Genomic DNA, 14,592 nt, shown 5'->3' on the forward strand with positions numbered 1-14,592 from the left:
TTGCATTTAAAAAATTACTATTTTTTCTGGGGCGGATTCTTCTTCTGGTCAACTTTCTTTATTGCTGTTGTCTTCGACTCCTTTGACCCACCTGAACTGACTTTGTAGTAGACTATTCCCACCACAACTATTATGGCTATTACCACTCCTATGATAAGAGGAGTTCTGTAGGCTGGAGGATTAACACTATGTGTTGATGTGAATGCACTGAGTGTCTGATAGAAAGATGGCTGCAATGAAGAACTTGCTTCAAACTCGAATGGCAAGTTTCCCGATGAGGATGGGGTCATGTTGAAACTTACATTCATATAAGATCCAACAGCCAGTGGTTTACTGTAGAATTCACTGGCAACCTCCTTACCATTCACGTACACATATATTGTGAAGTTGTTTGCAGTTGCTGTTCCATTGTTGGAGACATTAACATACACGGTAGACTTTGAACCCTGAGAAAGTGCATGAGGGAAATAAACTCCCTGTACAACCAGTCTTGAAGTATCGACTATTGGGAGGTAGGTCTTGTTTGAAAAGCCTGTGACTTTAGAGGGATTGGTTGCACTAAGCGATACGGTCAATCCGTCCAGAGTGTTGACTTTAAGTCCGATGTAGGATCTGTTATTGCTTCCTCCAACTATATTATATGTACTGGATCCAGGGGATGCGATGGTACCGTTTGTGTACATAACTTCCCAGTGGTATACAAGACTGCTCTCAGGATAATAAGGATCAGATGATGTATTGGCGGAAAAGTATGTGACCTGACCGGCAACTGGCTGGGATACTGCAACACCCGTTGCGTTTGTTAGAGTTATTACAGGTGATGGCGGTGTGGTATCATTTACAAAGAACTTGAATGATACGTTGGAATATGTTCCCACCACACTTGTTATGTTTAGATAACCTGTCTGAAGAGTGTGAGTCTTTATGTATGGAGTTGAGAAGGAATAGGTTACATTCTTAGCAGAGCTTGTATATGATGGAAGGTACCATGTGTAGATGAGAGAAACGTTGTAACCTGCTGCCTTAAGTGACGATCTGTATGCACTGAAGAGCAAAAGGGAGGATTGAGGAACGCTTACATTTGTCTGATCGCCTGTTCCGGTTACAATGGCTTTTCCACTGAGCGATATGTTATATTGGACAGACGGGCTGGCGTTTACAACAGTTACATTAAATTCCGTGCTGTTGGTCATATCCTGTGGGCTGGTTGCATTAAGATATATTGCATATGTACCTTGTTTATTGAAAAAGAATGTTGCGTTGTATGTTCCATTGTTTTTATATGTGGATGATTGAGAATACCAGGAGAAATGTGCTTTCTGATAGTCATTTGATCCTGTTGAAGGATTATAATAAGCACCTGAGGCATTGAATGATACACTCGTGTTAATTGGTATTGCAAATATTGTGTTGTTTTGGGAGGAGTTGAGAAGATAGTTAGTTGATACCATATTTTTCCAGTATAATGAAACGTCAGCGTCGGTTATAACAGGTAAATTGGCTTTTGAAAAGGTCATTCTCACTGTCTGGTTTGATGTAGGCGTTGGGATGTATACTGGATTTGTAAACCTCATAAATGAGGAAAGAGATAGGGAAGATGATGTGAGGGACAGATTTTTGAATGAGTACATGAATGTATAGTTGTAACTTACCATACCTGATAAGTATCTGGTTGGAAGGGTATGAACCTGGACTGTAAAACCAGAAGATACTGAAGATAGGGTAATGGATGAGTTTTCATAGTAGAATGTTACGCTCCCGTTTATATATGATAAGGTTGATGTTGCTGTTGCAGAACCTTTGCTTTTCAGGTCGTATATGTAGCCATTTATATTGATTGTATTAGCTGTGTTGTTCAGACTGAGGTTGGAAAGGTAGCTTTCAAGAGATGTGTTTGAAAAGATAGATGTGCCATCCATCTTTTCCTGCCAGTAAAGCGAGTTCACACTTGAGTTTCCGAATGTTGGCATAGTGGTTCCGTTTGTTATGTAATAGCCAACAGAGAGGTTGAGATACTTTGGATTGCTTGAAAGATTGTATGTGTAGTTTATGTCGCTTTTAGACATGTTAAGCTTAATTGACAATGTATGAGTTATTGCTGAAGGACTTGATATTTCCCATGACTGATATCCCGGGGATCCTACCAGCAATGTCTGGTTTTTCCAATCATTATTTGAGACTACAGTAAAATAAGATGTGGAAAAGTGAAATACCTGGTATGTTTTCAGAGTTGTGTTGACAACCACTACGCTTACTGGAGAGATATAAGTTCCAGCTGCCGATTTCACTACTCCACTTACAACTGCTGAGGAGTTCAGATAAAGATTAATGTTTCCTGTACCGTATGTCTCCAATACTGAATACTCTGATCCTTCGTAGGTTAAATTTGCATAGAAAAAGCCAGCGCTTGGAACAGTAGCGTTAAATGTTTCGTTTGATGATGATGTCAGATTATTGTAAAGGGTTGTAGAAAAGAAATTGAAACCTGATGTGGTGCTCAGTGCAACCTGCACCGAACTTCCCGCTGGTACATCTATAACCTTGAAATGTCCGGTTTTAGCGCTTGAAGCGGAAATATTGACAGTGTAAATTGTTGGTGTGGTCGTTACATCAATTTCCATATGTGTGGCATTGGTAATCGCACTGCCAATTCCACTAATGAAAGTGTCCTGAGGCAGCGCATTCACGTAATAATGCCCCTGTGTGAGGTTAAATGTGTTAACCGGTCCTGATATTGAAGTGACATACTGGCCGCTTAGGGTGGTTATTTTCGCGGTTGTGCTTGCCTTTGCAAGATAGGTATTACCATCATGGACGAAATCCATGTCTATGGTCACCTTACCTGTCTGTGGGGTAGCGGCATTTGCGGTACCCAGGACAGCGAATGTGCTTGTCATTATCGCGACCGTTACCAGTAGCGCCAGTATAGTAGATCTTTTTGCCTTCATATTAATTCGCGTAGAGGGCTAAGCAAATCAGTCGATATAAATATTATCGTGAAAAGTTTTTTAATCATACCCTTGAAATAAATGCTATAGAAGAGCATCCGCTAAGTTTTCTGACTGTTTCAAACCGTATTTCCCCTTCCCTGACAGGACTTATATTGGATTCCTTGTTTTCTAAATTGCTGCAATCTCGACAATTGACCTTTCAAGTGTGTGAAACCTGGTCACTATTTCGTATGCACTGACCATGCGGCCTGGAAAATATATGTATCTTGAATTATCCATAACAACGTTATTTTTCTCAAGAAAGGAATATGGGGTGTCGATTACCATTTTAAGTATTTCTTCAGGGGAAATTCTGTTAATACTCCTCTGAATCCTGTAAAGAAAGGACATTTCTGAAAATATATCTGGTTCTGATATCATGGCATTATCCGTGCCCAGCATAAGGTTTATTGATCTTTTTATAAATACAGAATAATCTGGCCTCTTCCCGAAGAAATAGTTGGACCTTGGAGTTACCGCAATCGGTATCCCGGAATTTTTTATTGTCCTCAGATCATGATCTGAAGCTTGGATACCGTGGATCAGGAGATCTGGATGGATCCCCATGATGAGATCAATATCCTCATGCACGTTCTCGCTGAAATGTATTGCCACTATTTTTCCGTATTCATGTGCTATCTGGGCTATCTTACTTATTTTGTCATAATTAACATCAGATACTGCACTGAAGTTTATACCATTTGCAAATTTAAGTATTTTTTTTGCTTCATCAGGGTTTTCCGGCCTTCCTAATATTACCTTCTTAATTCCCCTTGCTTTTATGCTCCTTATAAGCGAAGCACCTTTTAGACCAGATTCCCTGAAGTCTATGAATGCACCCGTTCCATTCTGTTTCATAAAAGATATACTTCCTTTCATTCCGGAGTATATCTCCTTCTCACTGGCCTCCCTAAATTTTCTCACCTTGAAACCATCCGGCCCAACAACTTCGGGCAGGTCACCCATTGGTTCATCCCTGACAAATGAGTCACCTATATGAGTGTGTGAATTGACCGGCAAAGGAATCAATGTTCCGAAGTTCATGGTACCTGTTTCCCCCGGGATGAATACTGTTTCCCCATTATGGAAGGAAATTGATCCCTCCTGAAACCTGCCATTCCTGTAGATGTGACCTGAAGCTTCCGTAATTTTTCTTATATTCATCCCTTCACCACTCCAACCGGTATAAGTCTTGCAACCGGTATGCTCAGCCCTGATCCAGCAACAGTAGCAACAACCTCGTCTATATTTTTATAACTTCCAGGTGCCTCTTCAGAAACAACCCCGGGAGATGCCGCTTTTATAAAGATTCCTGATCTGTTCATTTTTTCTATTACCTCTGAACTGCTAAACGATTCAAATGATTTCTTGCGGCTGAGAAGCCTTCCTGCCCCATGGCATGTTGACCCAAATGATTTTTCAAGGTTCTCTTGGGTTCCTGCAAGAACATAGGATGCAGTGCCCATATCTCCCGGTATTATCACAGGATGCCCATATCTCCGAAAAATGGATCCATTTTCCATCTTAGAACCTGGGAAAGCCCTAGTAGCACCTTTCCTGTGTACAACCAGATCCATAGACTTTTTCCCTACATTGTGCCTTTCTACCCTGGCCATATTGTGTGCAAGACTGTATACTATCCTCATACCCATTTCCTGAGGATCAATGTGCAGAACCTCTCCAAATACACTCCTAATTTCTGAAACTATAATCTGTCGGTTCACGAATGCGAAGTTTGCGGCTGCGTTCATTGCCTCATAATATCTCTGCCCCATATCTGACTGAAAATATACCGATGAGAGCTGCCTGTCATTAACATCCGCCACAACCCCTTCTCCACCGGTCTGTATCTCCCTAACAAAATCCGTCGCAACCTGGTGGCCAAGCCCCCTTGAACCTGTGTGTATCATGATCGTTGCCTTACCTTCATGCAGGTTGAACGATGATCCCCTTTCCATGTCCATTATTTGTTCAACCGCCTGAATCTCGAGAAAATGATTTCCAGATCCAAGTGTTCCAAGCTGATTGAGACCCCGTTTTCTTGCCTCGGGTGAGACATTTACAGGGTCTGATTTCTGCATCCTTCCACCATCTTCAGTGTGCAGTATATCATCCTTTGTGGCGTATCCTTCACTGACGGCCCACTGCAGACCAGTGGAAAGAATCTCATCCATCTGATGGTCGTTTATCTTAAACGATGCCTTCCTGGACATACCTGAAGGAATTTTTAAGAAAATTCTCTCAAGAAGTTCCTTTATGTGTGGCCTGATTTCTTCTATGTTGAGATCAGTACCGATAAGAGTAACTCCGCAGTTGATGTCATAACCAACCCCGCCTGGGGAAATTATACCCTCCTTTAAATCAAAACCTGCAACACCACCTATGGGAAATCCGTATCCCCAGTGTATGTCCGGCATGCCCATTGATGCTTTGACGATGCCCGGCAACATTGCAACGTTGACAACCTGGTCAAGGGAACGGTCTCCAACCAGACTTTTTTCTATCTCCCTGTTGGCGTATATTATACCTGGTACTTTCATCTCTGGATTCCATGTTTCAGGTATGGCGAGTGTGTTATCATCTACCCTTTCAAGAGGTATTTCGGGCATATGAATCCCCATATCATGAATTAAGATAATCTTTTCATTTACAAATGCAGAACTGAAATTTTTTATCCAAATACACATATGCCTTTACAAATGGTCAAGAAGGTTGCGGTTGAAGAACTTCCTGAAAGGCTTGCTTTCGACCTTAAACTCCAAATTGCTTTGCGAAAGAATGCCATTAGCATTCAGGAGAATTCCAAACATCCGCAGAAGTTTGATGAGTATATTCAGGAGAGGGAGAATAAGATCAGAAAAATGCTTGATACAAAAGACGAAATTGTTGTAACAGAACATGGGAAAGTTATTTTTTCTTCTTCTAAAATGGATAACAGACTGATTCAAAAAGGATAAATCCACACATGTTATCATGTGAATTGATATTGATGATAGACAAAAATTCTATATTCAACCCGATAAAAAGTGACATGGAGACTCTGAAGAGGCATATAGCCATCATCCAGACTCTCCTGCGAGAACAACCAGTGGGAATTATCAGGATAGCACAGGTTACAAAGCTGCCGGAACATAAGATAAGGTATTCCCTGAGACTTCTTGAAAAACAGGGACTTATAATACCCTCCAGAGAAGGCGCCATTCTGACACCTGAGTTTGTGGAACAGAGGGAAAACCTTGCTGAGGATGCAAAAAGTATAGCATCAGAGCTTGAATCCATATACCAGACAATCAAGCTTACTCTTCAGAAAAAATAAATAGGCTTGTTTGCATATATTAAAAGCAGGTTTCCCTGCAGGTAATGATTATGCTTTTTCATCCAAAGGGAGAAGCCGAATTCGGACAGTATCGTATAAGATTCGCGGAACCGCGGGATGCCAAGGGCATAATAAACTGCATGCAGAGTGTAATGGATGAAAGAATTTACCTGGTAAGCGAATACTACCTTCTCACGGAAAGAGGGGAACAGGAAAGAATCAGGAATCTTGATGACATGACCCTTGTTGCTGAATTCGAGAAAGAGATCGCAGGCGTCCTTACAATACAGAGAGGCATGTACAAGAAGACCAGGCATACCGCTTCACTGGGAATTGCCATTAAATCAGAACACAGACATAAGGGACTTGGTTACAGAATGATCGAAGAGGCAATAAACTGGTGCAGAGAAAAGGGCATAATTAAACTGAATCTTGAAGTGTTTTCACACAACAGAAACGCAATAGCGCTTTACGAAAAGATAGGATTCCAGATTGAAGGTTTAAGAAAAGGACAGTTCATGGTTGAGGGGCATTATTCTGATGACGTCCTTATGACCTATTGGATAACAAAACCTACAAACCTGGATTTTTGAAAATTTCAGACAGACTTTTAATTTTATCCATTATCATCAGATATTTATAATTCAGAATCCATATTCATTTTTTCAGGAAAAAACCAAAAATGATAAATTTCACTTCTGCTTAACTATGTTATGAATTCAATGATCTGGAACATTGATTATTTCTGCAATCTAAGATGCAAAAGCTGCAATGCATGGCAGGCTAATATCATGTTCCCGGATGAACTGGTGGACAAGCATATAGAAGAGATGAAGAAGAACGGAATAAAGGTAGTATCGCTCACCGGCGGTGAGCCCACACTAAACAGGTCGGTTGAAACTATCCTGAAGAAACTGAAGGAGAACCACTTCATTACCCATATAGCAACAAACGGCACAAATCCCTATGTTCTAAATAAGATTTACAGATATCTTGATGGCATGAGCATTTCCATAGACAGCAACATACCGGAAGAACATAACGAGTACCGAGGAGGAAAGATTTTTGACACTGTTGTCAAGACTATAAAGGAGTCAAAGAAGCATGTAAAGATACTTACCATGAATACTCTTGTTACCAACTTTAATTATTTCAAAATAAAGGATATGGCTGAATTTGCCAACAATGAACTTGGAGTCCCCATATCTATGTGCTTTCCGGAGCAGAGTGCCTATTATTTTCAGGATTTCCAGGTCACCAATGAAATGATAAGGGAGGCATTCTCATACGCATACGAGAACTACAACAAACATGTTTTCGGCAATACCAGATCCTATTACAAGGAAGCTGTTGATTACATTGACGGAAAGAAGGTTACTGCATGCAGAGCCGGGGAAAGAGCTCTCTACACAGACTACAGAGGAAAGGTGCATCCATGCTTTACACATATGGAGGTTGTGATGAATAAGAAACCCCAGTGGGAAAAATTTGAAAACAGTTGCAATGACTGCTTCACACAGTGTTTCAGAGAACCTTCAATGGACAACAAACTTGAGGACGCAAGACTTCTTACAAAAATATGGTGGTACAACCATGTAAAAGGAAAGTCGTCGGCAAAGAAGGAACCTTTGGACAATGGAAACTTTGGAAATAAGGGACCGGTTACAAATTAGGTCTTCTCCTTTACTTTATAACTCCTTAGATCTGTTTTAATTTTTAAGCGTATAAGTTTCAGTTAAGAAAACTCTATTTTTTGTTATTTCTTTGTTCAGTTGGTTTCATGCTAATGGAGAATACAGAATTTTTTGCCAGGATCATCAATTTTTCTTTTCTGGTACCGGTTGCGGATGATCTCTTCTGACTTCTTTCCCTCTGGAAAGGGAAAGAATAGCAGCAATAACAATAATTGAAAGTGATATGTAGAGGGAAGCATGTATTCCCACCATGAACTTTGCCGATACATTTCCCAGTAGCTTTCCAACCCCAGCAAACACCTCATACGCTACTGCCCTGGAAACGCTGACGCTTGCTATGGATATGGCCAATACAAAACTTCCAAGCATGCCTATGTTTGACATTGTCCTGAGAAAACCTGATGAGAGCCCGTAAAGATCCCTGGGGGAATTGGCCATTACGGCGCTGTTGTTTGCGGGATAGAACATTGATGATCCTATGCCTGTAAAGAATGATCCAACAAGCACTATATAGAGGGACGAGGAAAGATTCATTGTAGAATATATAAGTATGGAGATTCCCATTATGACAAGACCTAATGTTGCCGGTATTCTTGAACCCATCATGTCTGTAAGCTTCCCGAACTGCGGCCCAAGTATGCTTCCAACCACATATCCGGGCAGCAGCAGGAGAGAACTGTAAAAAGGAGATAGCCCCCTTATTCCCTGAAGATACATTATGATTATAAACACAACTGCAAGGAAGCCCAAACTCTGAAAGAAAGCGGCAAATATTGAGAAGGAAAGGATTCTTGATTTGAATATCCGCATGGGAAGCAGAGGTTTGGGGACTCTGGTTTCTATATAGACAAACACCACTATAACCAGAGCCCCGGCTATAAAAAGGATTTCATTGAAAAAATCCAGTCCGTTTGATGTTATGTCCACTGCGCCATATGCTATCAGTATCAAAGCGAGGCCAAGAGTTGCAGTGCCTGGTATGTCTAATCTGTTCTGGACCCTTTCCCCCTTCTTGATGTATTTCATTGCAAAGTGAAGGGCAAATATGCCTATTGGCACATTGATATAGAAAATATACCTCCATCCTATAAAGGTGGTTATAATTCCCCCAAGCACAATTCCAAGCATTGCACCTGCGTTATATCCCACTGATGTGTAGCCAAATACCCTTCCTCTTTTATTAGGCGGGAAGTTGTCGGCCACTATGGCCCCGCTGTTTGACTGGATCATTGCCGCACCGAACGCCTGTATTGCCCTGAATGCAATGAGCTCAACAATTGTTGATGAGGCACCACAGAGTGCTGAACCTATTGTGAAAACAGCAAGACCAGAGTTGAAGATCCTCTTTCTTGTGAGTAGATCTCCAAGTCTTCCAAGTTGTGTTGTACCGACTGCAATAACCAGAAGGTAAATGAGGATTATCCAGATTGAAACTGATAATGGCGCCTTGAGTGCTACAGTTATTGTGGGAAGGGCGAGGATAACTATGGTAGCATCAACAGCACCCATAAGCACTGCAATGAGTAATGCAGCTATGAGTTTTGAATCTGAATTCATAATAGCCGATATCGGTTGTTGATATTTCTCACTTTCGTGCACCCGATTGCTAATCAGGTACACATATTACACATGGTGCTGATTTTAACTGAATTGAGTGACCACCATTTCATGACCCTATAAGTGCTGATTCAGATTTGCTGAACCATAAAATCAATTTAAATGAAAAACTTGCCTGCCATATAACAAAGCACAGGCCAGATCTTTTTAACCATTACAACAAACACTAACTATTGTTTCTAAGAGCAAGAGTAGAGGAATGACAGACAAAATTATTGACTTCCCCTTTAAAATGGCTTTTTGGAATATCAGGAGGGATGTGACAAGTGCACCTGCAGAGTTTAACATTCAGGCATAAATGTTTGGGGAAAAATTGATGCAGAATCTCATCTGAAAAGTATATATACCATAAATAAAGTTATTTAGCCGGGGCTGGTTTTCTAGGAGTAAAGTCAGGAAGCAAGCCTGACATAAGAATCAAACTCCCTGTAATTTATGGATTCTTTAAGGTTTGAAATCAACAGTGTGCCCATCCCGATCCAGTAGATCCAGTGATCTTTTTATGGCTGCGTCCAACTGCGGGTCACTTCCGGAATAATAATCCTGGGGGAGATACTCAACTTCTTCCGGTTCTGCACCATGGTTCTCTATTCCGAACCCCACATCGCCAAACCAGAGGGCAAATTCCGGCTGCGTAACCGTTGTGCCGTCCACCAGCTTCCTTCTGGGGCTTATTCCAACAACACCACCCCATGTCCTTGTGCCGATAACCGGGCCTATGTTAAGAATCTTGAAAGCATGGCTAAATATGTCACCGTCAGATCCTGCGCTTTCGTTTGTAATTGCTACGATGGGTCCGTTGACTGAGTCTGCCGGGTAAGGGTGCATGTTTCCTCTCCTTGGAATGTCGTATCCCAGCCTCTTTCTGTAAAGTTTTTCAAGCAGAATCTGTGATACACTGCCTCCCCCGTTATAGCGAACATCTACGATAAGACCATCCATCTCAGATTCAGTGCCATACAGCCGAAAGAATTCACTGAATCCATTCAGGCCCATATCCGGTATGTGCAAATATCCAATTTTTCCATTACTTTTTTTATGCACATAGTCCCTCTTCTCCTCAACCCACGATCTGTACCTTATGTATCTGTCGTCCTTTACTGGAATGACGAAGGGCGAATATATGGAACCGTCTTTCTTTTTGATCTCCATCTTCACAGGAGTATCATACCTGTTATACAGAGTGTTTCCTGGTGTAACTGATGGACCAAGCTTTACCCCATCTATGGACAATATGGTATCACCCTCTCTCACTGGGATTGTTCCGGAAAGCAGAGGTGACTTCTCTTTTTCATTTGAGGGATCTCCTGAATAAATTTTCCTGATAAGGTAACCTTCACCCTGCATTTCTAAATCTGCACCCAGTCTTCCCACTGGAAATTCTTCCATTTCACATAGATCACCCCCCATTTCGTAAGAGTGAGATGTTCCGAACTCTCCCTGCATCTCCCGGATTATTTCGGAAAGTTCAAACCTCGTACTGATGGAACCAAGTAGAGACTCATATTTTCGGTACACATCTTCACCAATTGCAAGAGCCTTTTTCTCGTCCCAGTAGTTTTCCACCGCAAGTGTCCAGGCTTCATTGAAAATAAGTCTCCATTCGCTAACAGGATCTATCCTGATCTTTATCCTATCCAGATCCAGATCTTTTTCTGTTAATCTTACATTTTCCAATTTTCCGGTCTCTGTGATGTCAGCAACAGATAGCATATTTTTAGCTTTTTTCAGTAAAAGGGTATTTCTGTCTAAAGAGGATGAGAAGTCAGCGATTCCCTCTGTTAATTTTTTAACTGTTCTCTCCTTCAGGGAGTAATAGATCAATGATCCTGTCCTGTAAACTTCCGGTGAGGTACTGTACTTCATTCCGCCCTCAACGGGATATTCCAGAAGTAGAATGCCGTTCCTCAGAGGCAAAATTTTCCTGTAGTCCCCATTTCGAATTTCCAGAGTTTCTGAGTTGAATGCCGATTCTTCAATCCTGCCTGAATCTTCAGCCTTAGGTAGAAACGGAGACGGAATTTTATCATAGATGCTATTTCTTCCCCTGCCCAGGGGAATGAATGAGACCATAGTTGCGTTTGGGAAGCCGAAATCAAAAACCACCTTGTCAGGAACCGGGTCAAGTACCCTGTCTGAAAGATAGTAAACGCCATTGCTCTCCATATTGAAACATGGTGCATAATCCCTCGAATTTCCGGTTGTAAGAATGCTGGCTTTCTTTTCAGGTATGTCATAAACCTTAATCACAGAACCCTGATGGCCGCCAAGAAACTGTTTCCTAACTGGAAATGAGTAGGCAACTTTTTTGGAATCTGGAGACCACGAAATATCCTCGATAATCCCCTCTCTATTTTCTTCCCTGAATACTTCCTCAAATGTACCGGTTTCAAGTATCAACAGCTGTTGCCTGTTGTTTGTTATGGCCACCATCCTGCCGTCCGGGGAGGGGTAGATATGTTCAATAAGACCATAATCCTCGTTGCATACTTTTGAAATTAGGCCTTTTATCTCCTTAACACGGATCATTTCTTTCCCGTTGCTGAAATTGGCGTATATGATCCTGTCTGAACCCAGGAATTTAAGTTGCCTAACACGCCCATCGGTGTCAAGTTTCATATTTGTCTCAAGATTTCTATTTCCGATAAACCCCTGCCCTCTGGCCACCACAGAGATCATTTCCCCGTCTCCGTTCATATGAAATTCCTCAAGATATCTGCCAGTATTGACGAACCTTTCCATTGTGCTGCTGAATCCGGTATCCATGGAAACCACTATCTCTTTTGTGCTGTTTTCCAATGGGTTCAGAGAGTATATTGAACCCCCCATTGAGAATACAATCTTTCTGCCATCTGAGTTGAGGTGCCTTGGATAATATTTACTGAATTCAGTATGGCACTTCATATCTTCGCCGTTGAGGTTTGTTGAATAAATTTGACCAGAGCCATCATGATCTGAAATGAAAAATATTCTTTCTCCGCATATGGCAGGAAATGAGACGTGAGTGTCAACGTTAAAAAGCCTGTGAAATTCTGATCTTGATCTTCCTTTCAGGATATGGCCTTTTGTTCCACCTCTGTATCCCTTCCAGTGAAGCATATCTATTGTGTTTCTTCCCAGAAATATTATTCCATTGTGATAAATTATATGCGATGCCTGGCCCAGATTTAGTGGATTTATGGAAAGATTGTCTAGACTCAGGGAATAGAGGAAGGTCTGTGCAGTAAATGGAGACATTGCATCAGTTGAAAGTATGGGATTTCCATCAGCGCCCCAACCGGCAATGTCTGTATACATTCTTCTTGAGGTACTCTTTCCTGCCAGATATGTAATCCTGGTCAGTTTTCCATTCTCAAAATTGTACATGTATATGTCGGCATAACCGGCTTCGTTCCCCCGCATAGATCTTATGACTATTTTGCTACCGTCAGGGGAAAAACGGACGCTATTCACTACTCCTATTCCGAATGTCAGTCTCCTTGCTTTGCCTCCTTTGAAAGGTACTTCCCAAACATCGTTATTAGAAACAAACACTATTCTTTCACCAGAAACATCAGGATTGAACTTGAATTGATCCATTTGATGATACGATTACAGGCAAGTATTTCAATTGATTCGATTGTGTATCAATTTCATAAATCACCTCCTATCATGGAATTCAATAACGACTTATGATTACACAGTAAATTTAATATTTACAAATGCAGATTTTTATAGAACTGACATTAGTAAATTTTGAATTCCTTTCCATATAAATGCATTAATTTCAAATTTTAAATTATGTTGTTTAATGATGAAAAAAGTTCATGATCCCAGAAACATGGAATCTTAATTTCAGCATTTCTTAAAACTCTGTGTTTGAACTTATATAAGCAATTTTAATAATGTATTGAGGATTTTCCTTTTATTAGAAATATGTCATAAGTTAACACCGCTATAAATAAAGTCGCAGTTTTCAGGCTAAGCTATATATACCAATTTTTAGATCGGGAATGAATGAATCCTTACGTGATCGTAAGAAAAGTCATCCAGGATGCCGTTCTGGTTGTATTTATTGTAGTAATTCTCTATGTTGTATTCAGACTGATGCCTGGAAACCCGGTGGATTTATTTCTGCATGGTTTGAAACATCCAAGTTTGGCTGAAAAGATAAGGATTGAGAAGGAACTTGGGTTATATGGTGGTAAGTTCAATTTTGCCGGGTTTATCACTTACCTTAAAGACATGTTCACTTTTAGATTTGGAAATGATTATCTGACAGGGGAATCTGTATCGTTTATAATAAGCCAGGCTCTCCCCTACACACTCATACTATTCGGAACAGCTGCTATTCTTTCTTTTATTATTGGTATACCACTTGGCATATATGTTTCATTTCTTAGGGGAAGGAAATCAGAAGGGGCTGTTATAACAGGGGCGACTCTACTCAACTCAATACCATTCTTTGTTGTTGCAATAATAATATTCGTTTACCTGGCAGGATATTACCATATATTTCCTTTAAGGGCAGTCTTCCCACTGAGTTATTTATCACATCCCACTTTGAGCAGCCTTGCTGCTGTGGCATACGACATGGCCATGCCCGTTGTCACTCTTCTCGTAATTGAGGCAATGGGTCATTTACTTACAATGAGAGCCGCAATGGTATCTGTGCTTGGGGAGGACTTCATAACAACCGCAAAAGCGAAGGGAGTGAGTGAGAGGGATATTATGCTTCACCATGCAGCCAGAAATGCTATGGTACCAGTATCAACCAGGATGGCACTTGAGTTTGCTTTTCTGATGAGTGGTGCAGTTATTGTCGAGGTAATCTTCTCGGTACCCGGAATGGGAAGTACATTGTATGCTGCCACATTATCACAGGATTATCCGCTGACAGAGGGGGCATTGTTTATTATATCACTTGTAGTTATTCTCACATATTCTATAATTGACTTCATACACTCATGGATAGACCCTAGGATAAAGGTGTAAA

10 protein-coding genes are annotated in these 14,592 nt (G+C 41.0%); 5 read left to right on the forward strand and 5 right to left on the reverse strand.

Translation table 11 applies throughout. The features are described from left to right. Window positions 1-17: 17 nt before the first annotated feature. From OXIME_RS07210 to OXIME_RS07220, 3 genes are all read right to left on the reverse strand, one after another. The gene (locus tag OXIME_RS07210; RefSeq protein ID WP_393971170.1) at window positions 18-2,948 is read right to left on the reverse strand and encodes a CARDB domain-containing protein; all 2,931 of its coding nucleotides are present in this window, start codon (window positions 2,946-2,948) and stop codon (window positions 18-20) included. 171 nt (window positions 2,949-3,119) lie between these two features. Continuing rightward, on the reverse strand, window positions 3,120-4,154 hold the full coding sequence (locus tag OXIME_RS07215) for an amidohydrolase family protein (RefSeq protein ID WP_393971171.1): 1,035 nt from the start codon (window positions 4,152-4,154) through the stop codon (window positions 3,120-3,122). Continuing rightward, entirely contained in the window at window positions 4,151-5,599 is a 1,449-nt protein-coding gene (locus OXIME_RS07220; RefSeq protein ID WP_393971172.1) for an RtcB family protein, read from the reverse strand. The genes OXIME_RS07215 and OXIME_RS07220 overlap by 4 nt, the downstream gene beginning before the upstream one ends. A gap of 90 nt (window positions 5,600-5,689) precedes the next feature. Here OXIME_RS07220 and OXIME_RS07225 point away from each other — a divergent pair, with 90 nt between their 5' ends. The 4 genes from OXIME_RS07225 (at window position 5,690) to OXIME_RS07240 (ending at window position 7,979) form a co-directional block, all read left to right on the forward strand. Then, window positions 5,690-5,947 (forward strand): hypothetical protein, encoded by a 258-nt coding sequence (locus OXIME_RS07225; protein ID WP_393971173.1) that lies wholly within the window; start codon window positions 5,690-5,692, stop codon window positions 5,945-5,947. Window positions 5,948-6,021: 74 nt separating this feature from the next. Then, a complete protein-coding gene (locus tag OXIME_RS07230) occupies window positions 6,022-6,306 on the forward strand; it encodes a transcriptional regulator (RefSeq protein WP_393971174.1) in 285 nt (94 codons plus the stop codon). A 50-nt stretch (window positions 6,307-6,356) separates the two neighbouring features. After that, on the forward strand, window positions 6,357-6,899 hold the full coding sequence (locus tag OXIME_RS07235; RefSeq protein WP_393971175.1) for a GNAT family N-acetyltransferase: 543 nt from the start codon (window positions 6,357-6,359) through the stop codon (window positions 6,897-6,899). A 120-nt stretch (window positions 6,900-7,019) separates the two neighbouring features. Continuing rightward, on the forward strand, window positions 7,020-7,979 hold the full coding sequence (locus OXIME_RS07240; protein WP_393971176.1) for a radical SAM protein: 960 nt from the start codon (window positions 7,020-7,022) through the stop codon (window positions 7,977-7,979). A 144-nt stretch (window positions 7,980-8,123) separates the two neighbouring features. On the opposite strand, the gene OXIME_RS07245 is transcribed toward OXIME_RS07240, so the two are convergent. After that, the gene (locus OXIME_RS07245) at window positions 8,124-9,557 is read right to left on the reverse strand and encodes an MFS transporter (protein ID WP_393971177.1); all 1,434 of its coding nucleotides are present in this window, start codon (window positions 9,555-9,557) and stop codon (window positions 8,124-8,126) included. Window positions 9,558-10,061: 504 nt separating this feature from the next. Next, complete coding sequence (locus OXIME_RS07250; protein ID WP_393971178.1) at window positions 10,062-13,196, reverse strand: S41 family peptidase; 3,135 nt, start codon at window positions 13,194-13,196, stop codon at window positions 10,062-10,064. 417 nt (window positions 13,197-13,613) lie between these two features. Between OXIME_RS07250 and OXIME_RS07255 the strand changes: the two genes are divergently transcribed. Next, on the forward strand, window positions 13,614-14,591 hold the full coding sequence (locus OXIME_RS07255; RefSeq protein WP_393971179.1) for an ABC transporter permease: 978 nt from the start codon (window positions 13,614-13,616) through the stop codon (window positions 14,589-14,591). Window position 14,592: the final 1 nt, after the last annotated feature.

This window comes from Oxyplasma meridianum, from assembly GCF_038024865.1.
In the GTDB taxonomy this organism is placed as follows: Archaea; Thermoplasmatota; Thermoplasmata; order Thermoplasmatales; family Thermoplasmataceae; genus Oxyplasma; species Oxyplasma meridianum.

What these genes read in the sequence shown, in the direction of transcription:
- OXIME_RS07220 (WP_393971172.1), bottom strand. Translation starts at nt 5,599, where the DNA reads ATGCCCGAAATACCTCTTGAAAGGGTAGATGATAACACACTCGCCATA.
- OXIME_RS07250 (WP_393971178.1), bottom strand. Translation starts at nt 13,196, where the DNA reads ATGGATCAATTCAAGTTCAATCCTGATGTTTCTGGTGAAAGAATAGTG.
- OXIME_RS07255 (WP_393971179.1), top strand. Translation starts at nt 13,614, where the DNA reads ATGAATCCTTACGTGATCGTAAGAAAAGTCATCCAGGATGCCGTTCTG.
- OXIME_RS07215 (WP_393971171.1), bottom strand. Translation starts at nt 4,154, where the DNA reads ATGAATATAAGAAAAATTACGGAAGCTTCAGGTCACATCTACAGGAAT.
- OXIME_RS07235 (WP_393971175.1), top strand. Translation starts at nt 6,357, where the DNA reads ATGCTTTTTCATCCAAAGGGAGAAGCCGAATTCGGACAGTATCGTATA.
- OXIME_RS07230 (WP_393971174.1), top strand. Translation starts at nt 6,022, where the DNA reads ATGGAGACTCTGAAGAGGCATATAGCCATCATCCAGACTCTCCTGCGA.
- OXIME_RS07225 (WP_393971173.1), top strand. Translation starts at nt 5,690, where the DNA reads ATGGTCAAGAAGGTTGCGGTTGAAGAACTTCCTGAAAGGCTTGCTTTC.
- OXIME_RS07210 (WP_393971170.1), bottom strand. Translation starts at nt 2,948, where the DNA reads ATGAAGGCAAAAAGATCTACTATACTGGCGCTACTGGTAACGGTCGCG.
- OXIME_RS07245 (WP_393971177.1), bottom strand. Translation starts at nt 9,557, where the DNA reads ATGAATTCAGATTCAAAACTCATAGCTGCATTACTCATTGCAGTGCTT.
- OXIME_RS07240 (WP_393971176.1), top strand. Translation starts at nt 7,020, where the DNA reads ATGAATTCAATGATCTGGAACATTGATTATTTCTGCAATCTAAGATGC.